This window comes from Paenibacillus sp. S02 (genome assembly GCF_019454065.1).
In the GTDB taxonomy this organism is placed as follows: Bacteria; Bacillota; Bacilli; order Paenibacillales; family Paenibacillaceae; genus Paenibacillus; species Paenibacillus polymyxa_B.
This window is the reverse complement of sequence record NZ_CP073682.1, coordinates 5,293,472-5,309,375: the sequence shown is the minus strand read 5'-3', so window position 1 is coordinate 5,309,375 and position 15,904 is coordinate 5,293,472. Positions and strand designations below refer to the sequence as shown.

Below are 15,904 nucleotides of genomic sequence, written 5' to 3'. Positions count from 1 at the left end.
TCTTCCGGTAAGAGGATTCTGCAGATACGTTGCTCTTTTTTCGAATGCATTCGAGTAAGGGCTTTTCTGTATTTGTAAGATTGAATCTTCTGTATGTGTCTTATTATAAGGTCACAAACAGAGGTTCGCAATGTATTTTTAAAGTGAGTAGACATGAGGGGTGAGTTTAAGTTGGCAGGACATCTTGTTCAATATGGTCGACGCACTCGGCGCAGTTATGCACGTATTAATGAGGTACTCGAGGTTCCGAACCTGATTGAGATCCAACAAAAATCCTATGATTGGTTTTTGGAGGAAGGATTACGGGAAATGTTTCGGGATATTTCGCCAATTCAGGATTTCACTGGAAATCTGATTCTGGAGTTTATCGACTATTCTCTCGGAGAACCCAAATATACCGTTGACGACGCAAAGGAACGCGACGTTACGTATGCAGCACCGCTTCGGGTAAAAGTCCGGCTTATTAATAAAGAAACCGGGGAAGTGAAAGAGCAGGAAGTATTCATGGGAGACTTCCCGCTGATGACTGAAACGGGTACGTTTATTATTAACGGTGCGGAACGGGTTATTGTCAGCCAGTTGGTTCGCTCTCCCAGCGTCTATTTCAGCACAAAAGTCGACAAGAATGCGAAAACAACATACACCGCAACGGTAATTCCTAACCGGGGGGCTTGGCTCGAACTGGAGATGGATGCGAAGGATATTATCTATGTCCGGATTGACCGTACCCGTAAAATTCCGGTTACGGTGTTGCTGCGTGCGCTAGGCTTTGGCACTGATGCTGAGATTCTGGATTTGCTCGGCAATGACGAATATATCCGCAACACACTTGATAAAGACAACACGGATTCCACCGAGAAAGCGCTGATTGAAATTTATGAGCGTCTTCGTCCGGGTGAGCCGCCTACACTGGATAACGCAAAGAGTTTGCTGGTTGCGCGCTTCTTTGATCCAAAACGTTATGATCTGGCCAACGTAGGCCGTTACAAAATCAATAAAAAGCTTCACATCAAAAATCGTCTGTTCAATCAACGACTTGCTGAGACTTTGATTGATACAACAACTGGTGAAATCATCGCTGAAGCCGGACAAATGGTAGATCGCCGCCTGTTGGACGAGATTTTGGCCCAACTGGAGGAATCAGTAGGACATCGTACGTATCATGTTGCGAGTGGTGTGCTAGAAAGCAATGATATTCCACTTCAAACGATCGATGTATTCTCACCAATTGAGGATGGTAAAGTAGTAAAACTGATTGCTAACGGAAATATTGATAAATCGGTTAAGAATATTACGCCTGCCGATATTATTTCCTCCATCAGTTATTTTATTAACTTGCTTCACGGAATCGGAAGTACGGACGATATTGACCATTTGGGTAACCGTCGTTTGCGTTCTGTAGGTGAGTTGCTCCAAAACCAGTTCCGTATAGGTTTGTCCCGTATGGAACGCGTGGTGCGTGAAAGAATGTCGATTCAGGATGCTAATGTAATTACGCCACAAGCGTTGATTAACATACGTCCGGTAATTGCTTCGATTAAAGAGTTCTTTGGTAGCTCGCAGCTGTCTCAGTTTATGGATCAGACGAACCCGCTTGCTGAATTAACGCACAAACGTCGTCTGTCTGCACTCGGACCCGGCGGTTTGACGCGCGAACGCGCGGGTATGGAAGTACGTGACGTCCATCCGAGTCACTACGGCCGCATGTGTCCTATCGAGACACCAGAGGGACCAAACATTGGTTTGATCAACTCTTTGTCCACTTTTGCACGCATCAACGAGTACGGATTTATCGAAGCACCTTATCGTTGGGTAGATCCAAAAACCGGAAAAGTTACAGAGCAGATTGATTACCTGACTGCTGATGAAGAAGATAACTACATCGTAGCTCAGGCGAATGCGGAATTGACGGAGGAAAACACCTTTAAGGATGAGGTCGTCATTGTCCGTTATAACAAACAGTCTGATAACATTATTCCGATGGCTAGTAGCCGTGTCGATTACATGGACGTATCGCCTAAACAGGTCGTATCGGTCGCGACTGCATTGATTCCGTTTCTGGAGAATGATGACTCTAACCGCGCATTGATGGGTTCCAACATGCAGCGTCAGGCTGTCCCACTTCTGATTCCGAAGTCTCCATTGGTCGGAACAGGAATGGAGCACAAGTCTGCGAAAGATTCTGGTGTTTGCGTTGTATCCAAATACAACGGAGTTATCGAACGTTCTTCGGCCAACGAAATTTGGTTGCGTCGTATTGAAACTGTAGATGGCGCTGAAGTGAAGGGCGACATTGTTAAGTATAAATTACACAAATTTATGCGATCTAACCAAGGAACTTGCATCAACCAACGTCCGATTGTGAACAGAGGAGATATTGTCAAAGTTGGCGATATTCTTGCGGATGGTCCATCTACAGAGATGGGTGAGTTGGCGTTGGGACGTAACGTTGTCGTTGCCTTCATGACTTGGGAAGGTTACAACTACGAGGATGCGATCCTACTGAGCGAGAAACTGGTTAAGGAAGATGTATACACCTCGATCCATATTGAGGAATACGAATCCGAGGCTCGTGACACGAAGCTTGGACCTGAAGAAATCACTCGCGACATTCCAAATGTCGGTGAAGAAGCGCTTCGCAACTTGGATGAGCGTGGAATCATTCGTATTGGTGCCGAAATCGGCGCAGGTGACATTCTCGTTGGTAAAGTAACACCTAAAGGTGTGACTGAATTGACAGCTGAAGAACGTCTCTTACACGCAATCTTTGGTGAGAAGGCACGCGAGGTTCGCGATACTTCTTTGAGAGTTCCTCACGGAACAGACGGGATTGTTGTAGATGTAAAGGTGTTTACACGTGAAAATGGTGATGAATTGCCACCAGGTGTAAATCAGTTGGTTCGTGTATATATTGCTCAAAAACGTAAAATCTCCGAAGGCGATAAAATGGCTGGACGTCACGGTAACAAGGGTGTCGTTGCTCGTATTTTGCCTGAAGAAGATATGCCGTTCCTGCCGGATGGCACACCAGTACAGGTCGTTCTGAACCCGCTGGGCGTACCTTCACGGATGAACATCGGACAGGTGCTTGAAGTCCATCTGGGTATGGCTGCAATGCGTCTTGGTATTCATGTGGCAACTCCAGTATTCGATGGTGCCAAGGAGTATGACGTATTCGATACTATGGAAGAAGCAGGCATGCAGCGTAATGGTAAGACTGTGTTGTATGACGGACGCACGGGTGATCGTTTTGAACGTGAAGTTACTGTCGGTGTCATGCACATGATCAAACTGGCGCACATGGTCGATGATAAAATCCATGCTCGTTCTACAGGTCCTTACTCTCTCGTTACGCAACAACCATTGGGTGGTAAAGCTCAATTCGGTGGACAGCGCTTCGGGGAGATGGAAGTATGGGCATTGGAAGCCTACGGCGCGGCGTACACGCTTCAGGAAATTTTGACTGTGAAATCCGATGATGTGGTTGGACGTGTTAAAACTTACGAATCCATTGTCAAAGGTGAAAATGTACCTGAACCGGGTGTTCCAGAATCATTTAAGGTCTTGATCAAAGAGCTGCAAAGCTTGGGTATGGACGTGAAGATTCTGTCTGAAGACGAACAAGAGATCGAAATGAGAGAGCTTGATGATGAGGATGACACAACCAGCGATAAGCTGAGTTTGAATCTGGAAGGCTCTGAGGTTGGCGTAGAGTAGTTTGACTGCTGACTGACTCATATCAGCTTTGTTATATACCTTGATCCATTCTAGGATGGGTCAGGTTTCTTGATACCGCCCGGTGCTGCTGGGCGGTATCAAACCTAAAAACTCAGGATTTGGTTAAGGAGGGTTGCTCCTTGTTGGACGTTAACAATTTCGAATATATGAAAATCGGGCTTGCTTCCCCCGAAAAGATTCGTTCTTGGTCCCGCGGAGAAGTCAAAAAACCGGAGACGATTAACTATCGTACGCTTAAACCGGAAAAAGAAGGACTATTTTGCGAGAAAATTTTCGGACCTACGAAAGACTGGGAATGTCATTGCGGTAAGTACAAACGTGTACGCTATAAAGGTGTTGTCTGTGACCGTTGTGGAGTAGAAGTTACTCGCGCTAAGGTTCGCCGTGAGCGTATGGGCCATATTGAGTTGGCTGCTCCTGTATCGCACATTTGGTACTTTAAAGGCATTCCAAGTCGTATGGGTCTTGCTCTTGATATGTCTCCAAGATCTCTGGAAGAGATCATTTACTTCGCATCTTATGTTGTAACCGATCCAGGAGATACGCCTTTGGAGAAAAAGCAACTCCTGTCCGAGAAAGAATACCGTAGCTATCGTGAGAAATATGGCTATGGCTTCCAGGCAGGTATGGGTGCTGAAGCGGTTAAAAAGCTTCTTCAAGATTTGGACATAGACAAAGAGTTGGAATTCTTGAAAGAAGAGCTGCGTACAGCTCAAGGACAACGTCGTAACCGTGCAATCAAACGCCTTGAAGTTATTGAGGCATTCCGTAACTCCGGCAACCAACCGGATTGGATGATCATGGACGTACTTCCTGTTATTCCTCCTGAGCTTCGTCCAATGGTACAGTTGGATGGTGGTCGTTTCGCTACCTCTGACCTTAACGACTTGTATCGTCGTGTTATTAACCGTAATAACCGTCTGAAACGTCTGTTAGATTTAGGTGCGCCAGATATTATCGTACAAAATGAAAAACGGATGTTGCAGGAAGCTGTTGACGCCTTGATTGATAATGGTCGTCGTGGTCGTCCTGTTACAGGTCCAGGTAACCGTCCTCTGAAATCCCTCAGCCACATGCTGAAAGGTAAACAAGGACGTTTCCGTCAGAACTTGCTCGGAAAACGTGTTGACTACTCTGGTCGTTCCGTTATCGTTGTAGGTCCGTACTTGAAAATGTATCAATGCGGTTTGCCAAAAGAAATGGCACTGGAACTGTTCAAACCTTTTGTTATGAAAGAACTGGTGAACAAAGGTTTGGCGCACAATATCAAGAGCGCGAAACGTAAAGTAGAACGTGTGAGTGCAGAAGTATGGGATGTGCTGGAAGAAGTAATCAAGGAGCATCCAGTTCTTCTGAACCGTGCCCCTACGTTGCATAGACTCGGTATCCAGGCGTTCGAACCAATTTTGGTTGAAGGTCGTGCGATTCGTCTGCATCCGCTCGTATGTACTGCATATAATGCCGACTTTGACGGTGACCAAATGGCTGTTCACGTTCCGTTGTCTGCGGAAGCTCAAGCTGAAGCTCGTTTGCTTATGCTAGCATCCGGCAACATTTTGAATCCGAAAGACGGCAAGCCAGTTGTTACACCTTCCCAGGATATGGTTCTTGGTTCTTTCTATCTGACTATGGATAACAAAGAAGAAGAAGGAAGCAATATGATCCTTCGCAACATGAATGAAGCTATATCGGCCTACCAACGCGGTACAGCTGGCCTTCATGCTCGTGTAGCTATTCCGGTTAAAGCTTTGAATAAAACGAGCTTTACGGAAAAACAACAGGAAGCGATGTTGATCACAACGGTTGGTAAAATTATCTTTAATGAAATTTTCCCGGCAAGCTTCCCGTACATCAATGATGCGACCCGTGCGAACCTGCTTTATGGTACTGCGGAGGAGTTCTTTGTTTACGAGAAGGGTGTAAATCTTACAGAAGCCATTCAAAACGCTCCGCAAGCTAACGGGGTAGGCAAGGATTACCTTGGTAATATCATTGCCCGTTGTTTTGAGACTTACCATACAACAGAAACAGCTGTAATTCTGGATAAAATCAAGCAGCTTGGCTTTACGTATTCCACTCGTGCAGGGGTAACCGTTGCTGTATCGGACGTAATCGTGCCGGTGGAAAAACAAGAGATTCTTAAGGGATCTGAGGACAAAGCGCAAGTTGTGACGAATCAGTATCGTCGTGGTCTGATTACGAATGAAGAACGCTATGACCGGATTATCGACATTTGGTCTAAAGCGAAAGATGATATTACCGAAGTATTGATGAAGTCCATGGATCGCTACAACTCTATCATGATGATGGTGGACTCCAAAGCGCGGGGTAACAAGTCACAGATTACTCAGCTCGGCGGTATGCGTGGTCTGATGGCCAATCCATCCGGACGTATTATCGAACTCCCAATCAAGTCAAATTTCCGTGAAGGTCTGACAGTACTCGAGTACTTCATCTCCACTCACGGAGCGCGTAAAGGTTTGGCGGATACAGCCCTTCGTACGGCTGACTCCGGTTACCTGACTCGTCGTCTCGTAGATGTGGCACAGGATGTTATCGTGCGCGAAGAAGACTGCGGAACGGATAAAGGCTTCACAGTAAGTCGTATCCAGGACGGTAAAGAAGTGATTGAGGATCTCTATGACCGTCTGGAAGGTCGCTATTGCTTTGAAACGGTACGTCATCCTGAGACTGGCGAGATTTTGGCTAGACGTAATGAACTGATTGACTCCGACAAAGCTGAAGCGATTGTTAAAGCCGGCGTACACAAAGTTCAGATTCGTTCTGTACTAAGTTGCCGTGCTAAACATGGCGTCTGCAAGAAATGCTACGGTCGCAATCTGGCTACTGGTAAACACGTTGAGATTGGTGAAGCAGTTGGTATTATCGCTGCACAATCCATTGGTGAGCCAGGAACACAGCTTACTATGCGTACGTTCCACACAGGCGGCGTAGCGGGTGACGATATTACACAAGGTTTGCCTCGTATCCAAGAGCTTTTTGAAGCACGTAATCCTAAAGGTCAGGCAACTATTAGTGAAATTGACGGTACAGTTAAAGAAGTTCGTGAAGGTAAAGACCGTCGTGAGATCGACATTCAGGGTGAAGCTGAAACGAAAACATATTCAGTAACGTATGGTTCCCGCCTGCGCGTAAGCGAAGGTATGACTGTTGAAGCTGGGGACGAACTGACGGATGGTTCAATTGATCCTAAAGAAATGTTGCGTATTAAAGGTATTCGCGGGGTGCAGAACTATATCCTTCAGGAAGTTCAACGCGTATACCGGAACCAGGGCGTAGAAATCAACGACAAGCACGTAGAAGTTATGATTCGTCAAATGTTGCGTAAAATCCGTATCATTGATGCGGGCGACACAATCTTACTTCCAGGCTCCTTTGTTGATGTCCATGAGTATGAAAATGCAAACAAGATAGCGATTCTCAGCGGCCAAGAACCAGCGGTAGCCAAGCCGGTACTGCTCGGTATTACCAAGGCATCTCTGGAAACTGACTCCTTCTTGTCAGCAGCATCCTTCCAGGAAACTACTCGTGTCCTGACTGATGCAGCTATTAAAGGCAAGGTTGATCAGTTGCTTGGACTGAAAGAGAACGTAATTATTGGTAAGTTGATTCCTGCGGGAACAGGTATGAACCGTTACCGTAGCGTGAAATTTGCCCAACCGGAAGAGGGGCAGTCTCCATCTGAGGAGCTCGAACCAATTTCGGCCGAGTAATATAAAAATAGTATGATTGCCGGAACACCGTAGACATAAGCTTGCATAAAAGCTACAGCAGACGGTGCTCCGGTGTTTTTTCAAAAATGAATCGTACTATTCTGTTTAAATGAATTATAGTTTATAATTGTCTTGACATTACTTATAGTCAATGCTAATATAGCAAAGGTGCGTGAGCAGCCTATATGCTATTGGTCTTTTCGGAGGAATGAGATATGTCTAAAGAACAGGGACTGCAAGATGCTCATGTCAAAATCGGTACCAAACAAACCATTCGCATGGTAGAATTGGGCTTTGCCTCAGAAGTATATGTGGCAGAAGACGCAGATCAGCGTCTCACTTCCAACATCATTGCTTTGTGCAACAAGCAAGGAGTCAAAGTGACTCTCGTAGACACAATGAAAAATCTCGGGGCTGCATGTGGGATTGAAGTGGGAGCCGCAATGGCTGCTATCGTAAAACAATAGGGTAAGGAACGTTTTTGTCTAAGGAATTGTTATTCTTGGCGGCAAAGACTTTTCATTTGTTCTTTTATGAACCGCCTGGGTCTGTGGGCTTAGATAAGGTTTGTAAAGTAACAGCAAAAATTGAGGAAGGGGGTGGCAACCAACATGCCAACTATTAACCAACTGGTTCGTAAAGGACGTCAAGCCAAAATCGAGAAATCGAAATCACCGGCTTTGCAAAAAGGTTTTAATGCCTTGAAACGTGAAGCTACCGACATCAGTGCCCCGCAAAAACGCGGAGTGTGCACTCGTGTAGGTACTATGACTCCGAAAAAACCAAACTCCGCACTTCGTAAATATGCTCGTGTTCGCTTGACGAACCGTGTAGAGGTGACTGCTTACATTCCAGGTATTGGACATAACCTTCAAGAACACAGCGTAGTGCTGATTCGCGGCGGTCGTGTAAAAGACCTTCCGGGTGTGCGTTACCATATCGTTCGCGGTGCTTTGGATACTGCAGGCGTAAACAACCGCATGCAAGCTCGTTCCAAATACGGCGCAAAACGCCCTAAAGCTAAAAAATCCTAATGAGATATAAACCGCGTATGTCGGTTTAACATGTAAGAAAGGGGGATATCCATGCCACGCAAAGGTCCAGTTACCAAAAGAGACGTGTTGCCAGATCCGGTATACAACAGCAAGTTGGTTACCCGCTTGATCAACCGCATCATGCTCGACGGAAAACGAGGCGTTGCTCAAAGCATTCTGTACAATGCGTTCAAGCTTATCCAAGAACGTACGGGGAATGACCCGATGGAAGTTTTTGAAGCAGCTATCAAGAATATCATGCCAGTCCTGGAAGTTAAAGCACGCCGTGTCGGCGGTGCCAACTACCAAGTACCAATCGAGGTAAAACCAGAAAGACGTACGTCCCTGGGATTACGTTGGCTCGTAAACTACTCCCGCAACCGCGGTGAGAAAACCATGGAAGAGCGTTTGGCGGCTGAGATTATCGATGCTTCCAACAACACAGGCGCTTCCGTGAAAAAACGTGAAGACACGCACAAAATGGCTGAAGCGAACAAAGCGTTTGCTCACTATCGTTGGTAGGATTCAGCTCAAAAAAATAACTTCAATTTTGAAGGGAGACCCATTTCATGGCAAGAGAGTTCTCCTTGAAAAATACACGTAATATCGGGATCATGGCTCATATTGACGCGGGTAAAACCACTACAACAGAGCGGATCTTGTTCTACACAGGCCGTACGCACAAAATCGGTGAAGTTCACGAAGGCGCTGCGACAATGGACTGGATGGAACAAGAACAAGAGCGCGGAATCACGATTACTTCCGCTGCGACGACCGCTGCCTGGAAAGGTCACCGCGTCAATATCATCGACACCCCGGGGCACGTTGACTTCACTGTTGAAGTTGAACGTTCCCTTCGTGTATTGGACGGAGCAGTTGGTGTTTTCAGTGCGAAAGAAGGCGTTGAGCCTCAGTCCGAAACCGTATGGAGACAGGCTGATCGCTACGGCGTTCCACGGATCGCATATGTAAACAAAATGGATATCATTGGTGCCGACTTCCTGAATGTTGTCTCCGACATGCGTGATCGCCTTCAAGCGAACGCAGTTGCGATTCAATTGCCAATCGGCGCAGAAAATGATTTTACTGGTATTATCGATATCGTTGAACAAAAAGCTCATATGTACAAGGATGATCTTGGTCAAGATATCGAAGAAGTAGAAATTCCTGCGGAATTCAAAGATCAGGTTGAAGAACTCCGTAATGAATTGATCGAGAAGGTTGCTGAACTGGACGAAGAATTGACAATGAAATACCTGGAAGGCGAAGAAATTTCGGTTGCCGAAATTAAAGCCGCTCTCCGTAAAGGTGTTGTAGAAGTTAAAATCTTCCCAGTTATCTGTGGATCTTCTTACCGCAATAAAGGTGTTCAGCTGATGTTGGATGCTGTTCTCGACTATTTGCCGGCTCCTACTGACGTGCCAAGTATTCAAGGGCATTTGGAAGACGGTACGGAAGTTGAACGTCACTCTTCCGATGAAGAGCCATTCTCCGCTTTGGCCTTCAAAATCATGACGGACCCTTACGTTGGTAAGTTGACATTCTTCCGTGTATACTCCGGTGTTCTTCAATCCGGTTCTTACGTATTGAATGCAACAAAAGGTAAACGCGAACGTATCGGACGTATTCTTCAAATGCATGCGAACAGTCGTCAAGAAATCACTGTAGTTTACTCTGGTGATATTGCGGCTGCCGTAGGTTTGAAAGATACAGGTACAGGTGATACACTGTGTGATGAGAAGAGTCCTGTTATTCTCGAGTCCATGAACTTCCCTGATCCGGTTATCGAAATCGCGGTTGAGCCTAAAACCAAAGCTGACCAAGATAAAATGTCTGTAGCTCTCGGTAAGTTGACTGAAGAGGATCCAACTCTTCGCGCTCATACTAACGAAGAAACAGGTCAAACCATCTTGGCGGGTATGGGTGAGCTTCACTTGGACATCATCATTGACCGTATGCGTCGTGAGTTCAAGGTAGAAACGAATGTGGGTAAACCACAGGTTGCTTACCGTGAAACGTTCCGTGCTCCAGCACGTGTCGAAGGTAAATTCGTTCGTCAGTCCGGTGGTCGTGGTCAATATGGTCACGTATGGGTTGAGTTCGAACCACTCGAACCAGGTACTGGTAGTCAATTCGAAAGTAAGGTAGTCGGCGGCTCTGTTCCTAGAGAGTACATCGCACCTGCTCTTGCTGGTATTGAGGAACAAATGAAAAACGGCGTTATCGCAGGCTTCCCGCTTGTGGACGTTAAAGCTACAATCGTGGACGGATCATACCATGATGTCGATTCCAATGAAATGGCATTTAAAATTGCCGGATCAATGGCGCTGAAAGCAGCGAAAGACAAATGTAAACCAGTATTGCTTGAGCCGATTATGAAAGTTGAAGTAACGGTTCCTGAGGAATACATGGGTGACGTAATGGGTATGTTGAACTCCCGTCGTGGTCGGATTGAAGGTATGGATTCCCGTAGTGGAGCTCAAATCATTCGTGCGAAGGTGCCTTTGTCCGAAATGTTCGGATACTCGACTACACTTCGCTCCGGTACACAAGGACGCGGCGTGTTCTCTATGGAACTTTCTCATTATGAAGAAGTGCCGAAGAGCATTGCTGAAGAGATCGTTGCCAAAACCAAAGGCGGCGAGTAATACAATGTATCAGCTGACCGGTATACTTAAGGTTTTACCAAAAGGGCATCCGGCAGCCTAAAATAAAACAAGTTATTGAGGAGGAATTGTTCAAATGGCAAAGGCTAAGTTTGAACGTAACAAACCGCACGTTAATATCGGTACTATTGGTCACGTCGATCATGGTAAAACTACTTTGACTGCTGCAATCACAACTGTATTGTCCAAAACTTACGGTGGTGCTGCTGTAGCATTCGATCAAATCGATAAAGCTCCAGAAGAGCGCGAACGCGGTATCACAATCTCCACTGCACACGTGGAATATGAAACACCTAACCGTCACTATGCACACGTTGACTGCCCAGGTCACGCCGACTATGTTAAAAACATGATCACTGGCGCTGCACAAATGGACGGAGCGATTCTGGTTGTTTCCGCAGCTGACGGCCCAATGCCGCAAACTCGCGAGCACATCCTGTTGTCCCGCCAAGTTGGTGTTCCTTACATCGTTGTATTCCTGAACAAATGCGACATGGTTGAAGACGAAGAGTTGCTGGAATTGGTTGAAATGGAAGTTCGTGACTTGCTGAGCGAATATGACTTCCCAGGTGACGACACTCCAATTATTCGCGGTTCAGCTCGTGAAGCTCTGCAAAACCCAGAGGGCGACTATGCTAAGAAAATTGTTGAAATGTTCGAAACAATCGACACTTACATCCCGACTCCAGAACGCGATACTGACAAGCCTTTCTTGATGCCTGTCGAGGACGTATTCTCCATCACTGGTCGTGGTACAGTTGCTACAGGCCGTGTAGAGCGTGGTACAGTTAAAGTGGGCGACGAAATCGAAATCATCGGTATTCAAGAAGAATCCCGTAAATCCGTAGTAACAGGCGTAGAAATGTTCCGTAAATTGCTTGACTCTGCTCAAGCTGGCGATAACATCGGCGCATTGCTTCGTGGTGTAGATCGTGCACAAATCGAGCGTGGCCAAGTATTAGCTAAACCAGGTTCTGTTAAACCTCATACAGAATTCTCTGCTCAAATCTACGTTTTGACTAAAGAAGAGGGTGGACGTCACAAACCTTTCTTCACTGGTTACCGTCCACAGTTCTACTTCCGTACAACTGACGTAACTGGTATCATTACTTTGCCAGAAGGTTCCGAAATGGTAATGCCTGGTGACAACATCACGGTTACTGTTCAACTGATCAACCCGATCGCTATCGAAGAAGGAACTAAGTTCTCTATTCGTGAAGGCGGACGTACAGTTGGCGCTGGTGCCGTAGCAACAATCTCCAAATAAGAAGGCTTTAGCCTTTAAATAGAGCAACAGTGTACTGGAACGAGTAACATTGTATTGGAACGAAGCTAAACGAGCCCCTGCCCTGGTGCGGGGGCTTTTCTCTTGAGAAAATCGCGAGCTGCGATCGCAATTGTATCTTTTGAAAATAAGATGCATTGTTTTTTCGTTTTTGCTTGCAATAGGCAGAACTATTCGATATAATAACTAATGTTGTTTGTGACTGTGCGATGATGTGAGAGGTTACTGACACACCCGGCCCCTTTGCCATGGGAGGGCTGTCGGAAAATTTTCACGGAGTATGTCCGATACCAAATTGGGCGATAGAAGGAGGGACTAAAATGGCAAAGCAAAAAATTCGTATTCGTTTGAAAGCTTACGATCATAGAATTCTTGATCAATCCGCTGAGAAAATTGTTGAAACAGCTAAACGTTCGGGCGCAGGTGTATCTGGGCCAATTCCGCTGCCAACTGAAAAACAAATCATTACTATTCTCCGTGCGGTACACAAGTACAAGGATTCCCGGGAGCAGTTCGAAATGCGCACACACAAGCGTTTGATCGACATTGTTAACCCGACTCCACAAACTGTGGATGCCTTGATGCGCTTGGACCTGCCGTCCGGTGTAGATATCGAAATTAAATTGTAATATGTAATTAGGAAAAGAAATGAGGTGTCAACATGAAAGGTATCTTAGGAAAAAAACTCGGAATGACTCAAGTGTTTACCCCTGAAGGTAACGTACTTGCTGTTACGGTTATCGAAGCAGGTCCTTGTGTTGTTCTGCAAAAGAAAGATCTGGAAAACGATGGATACGAAGCTATCCAACTCGGTTTCTCTGATAAGAAAGAAAAAAGATCCAACAAACCTGAAGCAGGACATGCGAAAAAAGCAAATACTGCACCTAAGCGCTACGTTCGTGAACTTCGTGGCATCGACCTTGCTGCTTACGAGGTTGGCCAAGAACTGAAGGCTGATGTCTTCACAGAAGGCGAGTTCGTTGACGTAACAGGTATTTCTAAAGGTAAAGGTTTTGCCGGCGTTATCAAACGTTGGGGACAAAGCCGCGGACCAATGGCACACGGCTCGCGTTACCACAGAGGTCCAGGTTCTATGGGTTCCATTCAAGCTAACCGCGTTCCTAAAGGTAAACACCTTCCAGGACACATGGGGCATGAAACGGTAACGATCCAACGTCTTGAAGTTGTTAAGATCGATACAGAACGTAATGTGTTGCTCGTGAAAGGTTCCATTCCAGGACCTAAAAATAGCTTCGTTAAAGTATTAGAAACGGTGAAAAAATAAACAACTGAAGAAAGGAGGAACACGAAATGCCAAAAGTAGCACTATTTAATATTAGCGGCAGCCAAGTTGGTGAAATTGAATTGAACGACGCAGTGTTCGGTATCGAGCCGAATAAGCACGTTCTTCATGACGCTGTTGTTATGCAATTGGCTTCCCTGCGTCAAGGTACTCACAAAGTAAAAGGACGTTCTGAAGTACGTGGTGGCGGACGTAAACCTTGGAAACAAAAAGGTACTGGCCGCGCTCGTCAAGGTTCGATCCGTGCACCGCAATGGGTTGGTGGCGGTACTGTATTCGGTCCCACTCCACGCAGCTATGCTTACAAATTGCCTAAAAAGGTTCGTCGTCTGGCGATCAAATCGGCGTTGTCATCCAAAGTGATTGAGAATGAAATTATCGTATTGGACGCTCTTACACTGAACGGACCTAAAACGAAAGAATTCGCAGCCATTTTGAATAACCTTAAAGCTGATCGTAAAGCATTGATCGTAGCTCCTAGCTATGATGATAATGTAGCACTGTCCGCTCGTAATATTCCTGGTGTGAAGTTTGTAGCCGCAGACGGCATTAATGTTCTTGATGTGCTCGGACACGACAAACTGATCATTACGAAGGAAGCAGTTCAGAAGGTAGAGGAGGTGCTCGCGTAATGAAGGATCCTCGTGATATTATCAAACGTCCGGTTATCACCGAACGTACGGCTGGTATGATGAATGACTTGAAATACGTTTTCGAGGTTGACATTCGTTCTAACAAAGTCGAAGTTAAAAAAGCAATCGAAGCCATTTTTAACGTGAAAGTAAGTAACGTAAATACGCTTCGTGTTCCTGCAAAACCAAAACGCTACGGACGTCATTCCGGCTATACGAGCGAGTGGAAGAAAGCGTTCGTAACGCTGAGCAAAGACAGTAAGCCGCTTGAGTTTTTTGAAACGGTATAATTGAAACTGTAAAGTAAGGAGGGAAACTCAGTGCCAATTAAAAAGTATAAACCAACGTCCCCGGCCAGACGTGCTATGTCTGTATCTACTTTCGAGGAGATTACAACTAATCAGCCCGAGAAATCGTTGCTGGCACCTCTGAGCAAGCAAGCTGGACGCAATAACCAAGGTAAAATTACAGTTCGTCATCAAGGCGGCGGACACAAACGTAAATACCGTATTATTGACTTCAAACGTAACAAAGATGGAATACCGGGCCGCGTTGCTACGATCGAATATGATCCAAACCGTACGTCCAACATCGCACTTATCCACTATGTGGATGGTGAAAAACGTTACATCATCGCTCCTAAAGGTCTGAAAGTAGGAGACGAAGTGGTATCCGGTGCAGGTTCCGATATCAAAATCGGTAACTCCTTGCCTTTGGAAAACATTCCAGTAGGTACGGTTATCCACAACATCGAATTGAAACCGGGTAAAGGTGGCCAACTCGTTCGCGCTGCTGGTACGGAAGCCCAACTTCTTGGTAAAGAAGAAAAGTATGTTACAATTCGTTTGACTTCTGGTGAAGTTCGCCGCATTCTGAAAGTTTGCCGCGCTACAATCGGTTCTGTAGGTAACGAAGACCACGAACTGGTGAAAATCGGTAAAGCCGGTCGTAGTCGCTGGTTGGGACAACGTCCTGAAGTTCGCGGTGTTGTAATGAACCCTAACGATCACCCACACGGTGGTGGTGAAGGTCGCGCTCCAATCGGACGTAAATCTCCAATGTCTCCATGGGGTAAACCAACCCTTGGTTATAAGACACGTAAAAAAGGTAAAGCATCTGATAAGTACATCGTTCGTCGTCGTACTAAGTAATAAAACGTGCGCATAAGTCGCACGTTAACATATTAAGGAACGACTACGTTTTAACGAAGGGAGGATTCATAAATGGGTCGCAGTCTCAAAAAAGGACCATTCATTGATGGTTACCTGTTGAAAAAAGTAGAGGTTTTGAACGAGTCGGACAAAAAAGTGGTAATCAAAACTTGGTCCCGTCGCTCTACGATTTTCCCGCAATTTATCGGACATACGTTTGGTGTATACGATGGTCGTAAACACGTGCCAGTATACGTAACGGAAGATATGGTCGGACACAAGTTGGGCGAATTTGCTCCAACACGTACGTACAAAGGCCATACGGATGACGATAAGAAAACAAGAAGATAATCAACACAGC

General features: G+C 45.8%; 13 protein-coding genes. All 13 read left to right on the top strand.

The genetic code is table 11. The features are described from left to right. Window positions 1-171 precede the first annotated feature (171 nt). Window positions 172-3,717 (top strand): DNA-directed RNA polymerase subunit beta, encoded by a 3,546-nt coding sequence (gene rpoB, locus KAI36_RS23700; protein WP_053326185.1) that lies wholly within the window; start codon window positions 172-174, stop codon window positions 3,715-3,717. 140 nt (window positions 3,718-3,857) lie between these two features. Beyond that, window positions 3,858-7,472 carry a DNA-directed RNA polymerase subunit beta' gene (gene rpoC / locus KAI36_RS23695; RefSeq protein WP_013312165.1) on the top strand — a complete coding sequence of 1,205 codons (3,615 nt, stop codon included), beginning with the start codon at window positions 3,858-3,860 and terminating at the stop codon, window positions 7,470-7,472. A gap of 215 nt (window positions 7,473-7,687) precedes the next feature. Beyond that, window positions 7,688-7,939: a ribosomal L7Ae/L30e/S12e/Gadd45 family protein gene (locus tag KAI36_RS23690; RefSeq protein ID WP_007432588.1), complete on the top strand. Its 252-nt coding sequence runs from the start codon at window positions 7,688-7,690 to the stop codon at window positions 7,937-7,939. Between the two features lie 144 nt (window positions 7,940-8,083). Continuing rightward, entirely contained in the window at window positions 8,084-8,506 is a 423-nt protein-coding gene (gene rpsL, locus KAI36_RS23685; RefSeq protein WP_007432587.1) for a 30S ribosomal protein S12, read from the top strand. A gap of 51 nt (window positions 8,507-8,557) precedes the next feature. Next, window positions 8,558-9,028 (top strand): 30S ribosomal protein S7, encoded by a 471-nt coding sequence (gene rpsG, locus KAI36_RS23680; protein WP_007432586.1) that lies wholly within the window; start codon window positions 8,558-8,560, stop codon window positions 9,026-9,028. A gap of 47 nt (window positions 9,029-9,075) precedes the next feature. Further along, the gene (fusA, locus tag KAI36_RS23675) at window positions 9,076-11,154 is read left to right on the top strand and encodes an elongation factor G (RefSeq protein ID WP_023990559.1); all 2,079 of its coding nucleotides are present in this window, start codon (window positions 9,076-9,078) and stop codon (window positions 11,152-11,154) included. Between the two features lie 94 nt (window positions 11,155-11,248). Then, entirely contained in the window at window positions 11,249-12,439 is a 1,191-nt protein-coding gene (gene tuf / locus KAI36_RS23670; RefSeq protein ID WP_028542619.1) for an elongation factor Tu, read from the top strand. Between the two features lie 338 nt (window positions 12,440-12,777). Continuing rightward, window positions 12,778-13,086 carry a 30S ribosomal protein S10 gene (gene rpsJ, locus KAI36_RS23665; RefSeq protein ID WP_005544556.1) on the top strand — a complete coding sequence of 103 codons (309 nt, stop codon included), beginning with the start codon at window positions 12,778-12,780 and terminating at the stop codon, window positions 13,084-13,086. A 32-nt stretch (window positions 13,087-13,118) separates the two neighbouring features. Next, entirely contained in the window at window positions 13,119-13,742 is a 624-nt protein-coding gene (rplC, locus tag KAI36_RS23660) for a 50S ribosomal protein L3 (protein WP_013312161.1), read from the top strand. Window positions 13,743-13,768: 26 nt separating this feature from the next. Beyond that, window positions 13,769-14,392: a 50S ribosomal protein L4 gene (gene rplD / locus KAI36_RS23655; protein ID WP_013312160.1), complete on the top strand. Its 624-nt coding sequence runs from the start codon at window positions 13,769-13,771 to the stop codon at window positions 14,390-14,392. Continuing rightward, on the top strand, window positions 14,392-14,682 hold the full coding sequence (gene rplW / locus KAI36_RS23650; protein WP_013312159.1) for a 50S ribosomal protein L23: 291 nt from the start codon (window positions 14,392-14,394) through the stop codon (window positions 14,680-14,682). Before rplD ends, rplW begins: the two co-directional genes overlap by 1 nt. A gap of 30 nt (window positions 14,683-14,712) precedes the next feature. After that, on the top strand, window positions 14,713-15,543 hold the full coding sequence (gene rplB, locus KAI36_RS23645) for a 50S ribosomal protein L2 (RefSeq protein ID WP_013312158.1): 831 nt from the start codon (window positions 14,713-14,715) through the stop codon (window positions 15,541-15,543). Between the two features lie 72 nt (window positions 15,544-15,615). Further along, window positions 15,616-15,894, top strand: coding sequence for a 30S ribosomal protein S19 (gene rpsS / locus KAI36_RS23640; RefSeq protein WP_007432579.1), 279 nt, complete (start codon window positions 15,616-15,618; stop codon window positions 15,892-15,894). The last annotated feature ends 10 nt before the right edge of the window (window positions 15,895-15,904 follow it).

Excerpts from the sequence above, each read along its gene's own strand:
- rpsL (WP_007432587.1), top strand. The coding sequence starts at position 8,084 with ATGCCAACTATTAACCAACTGGTTCGTAAAGGACGTCAAGCCAAAATC.
- rplC (WP_013312161.1), top strand. The coding sequence starts at position 13,119 with ATGAAAGGTATCTTAGGAAAAAAACTCGGAATGACTCAAGTGTTTACC.
- rplD (WP_013312160.1), top strand. The coding sequence starts at position 13,769 with ATGCCAAAAGTAGCACTATTTAATATTAGCGGCAGCCAAGTTGGTGAA.
- tuf (WP_028542619.1), top strand. The coding sequence starts at position 11,249 with ATGGCAAAGGCTAAGTTTGAACGTAACAAACCGCACGTTAATATCGGT.
- rplW (WP_013312159.1), top strand. The coding sequence starts at position 14,392 with ATGAAGGATCCTCGTGATATTATCAAACGTCCGGTTATCACCGAACGT.
- rpsG (WP_007432586.1), top strand. The coding sequence starts at position 8,558 with ATGCCACGCAAAGGTCCAGTTACCAAAAGAGACGTGTTGCCAGATCCG.
- rpsS (WP_007432579.1), top strand. The coding sequence starts at position 15,616 with ATGGGTCGCAGTCTCAAAAAAGGACCATTCATTGATGGTTACCTGTTG.
- fusA (WP_023990559.1), top strand. The coding sequence starts at position 9,076 with ATGGCAAGAGAGTTCTCCTTGAAAAATACACGTAATATCGGGATCATG.
- KAI36_RS23690 (WP_007432588.1), top strand. The coding sequence starts at position 7,688 with ATGTCTAAAGAACAGGGACTGCAAGATGCTCATGTCAAAATCGGTACC.
- rpsJ (WP_005544556.1), top strand. The coding sequence starts at position 12,778 with ATGGCAAAGCAAAAAATTCGTATTCGTTTGAAAGCTTACGATCATAGA.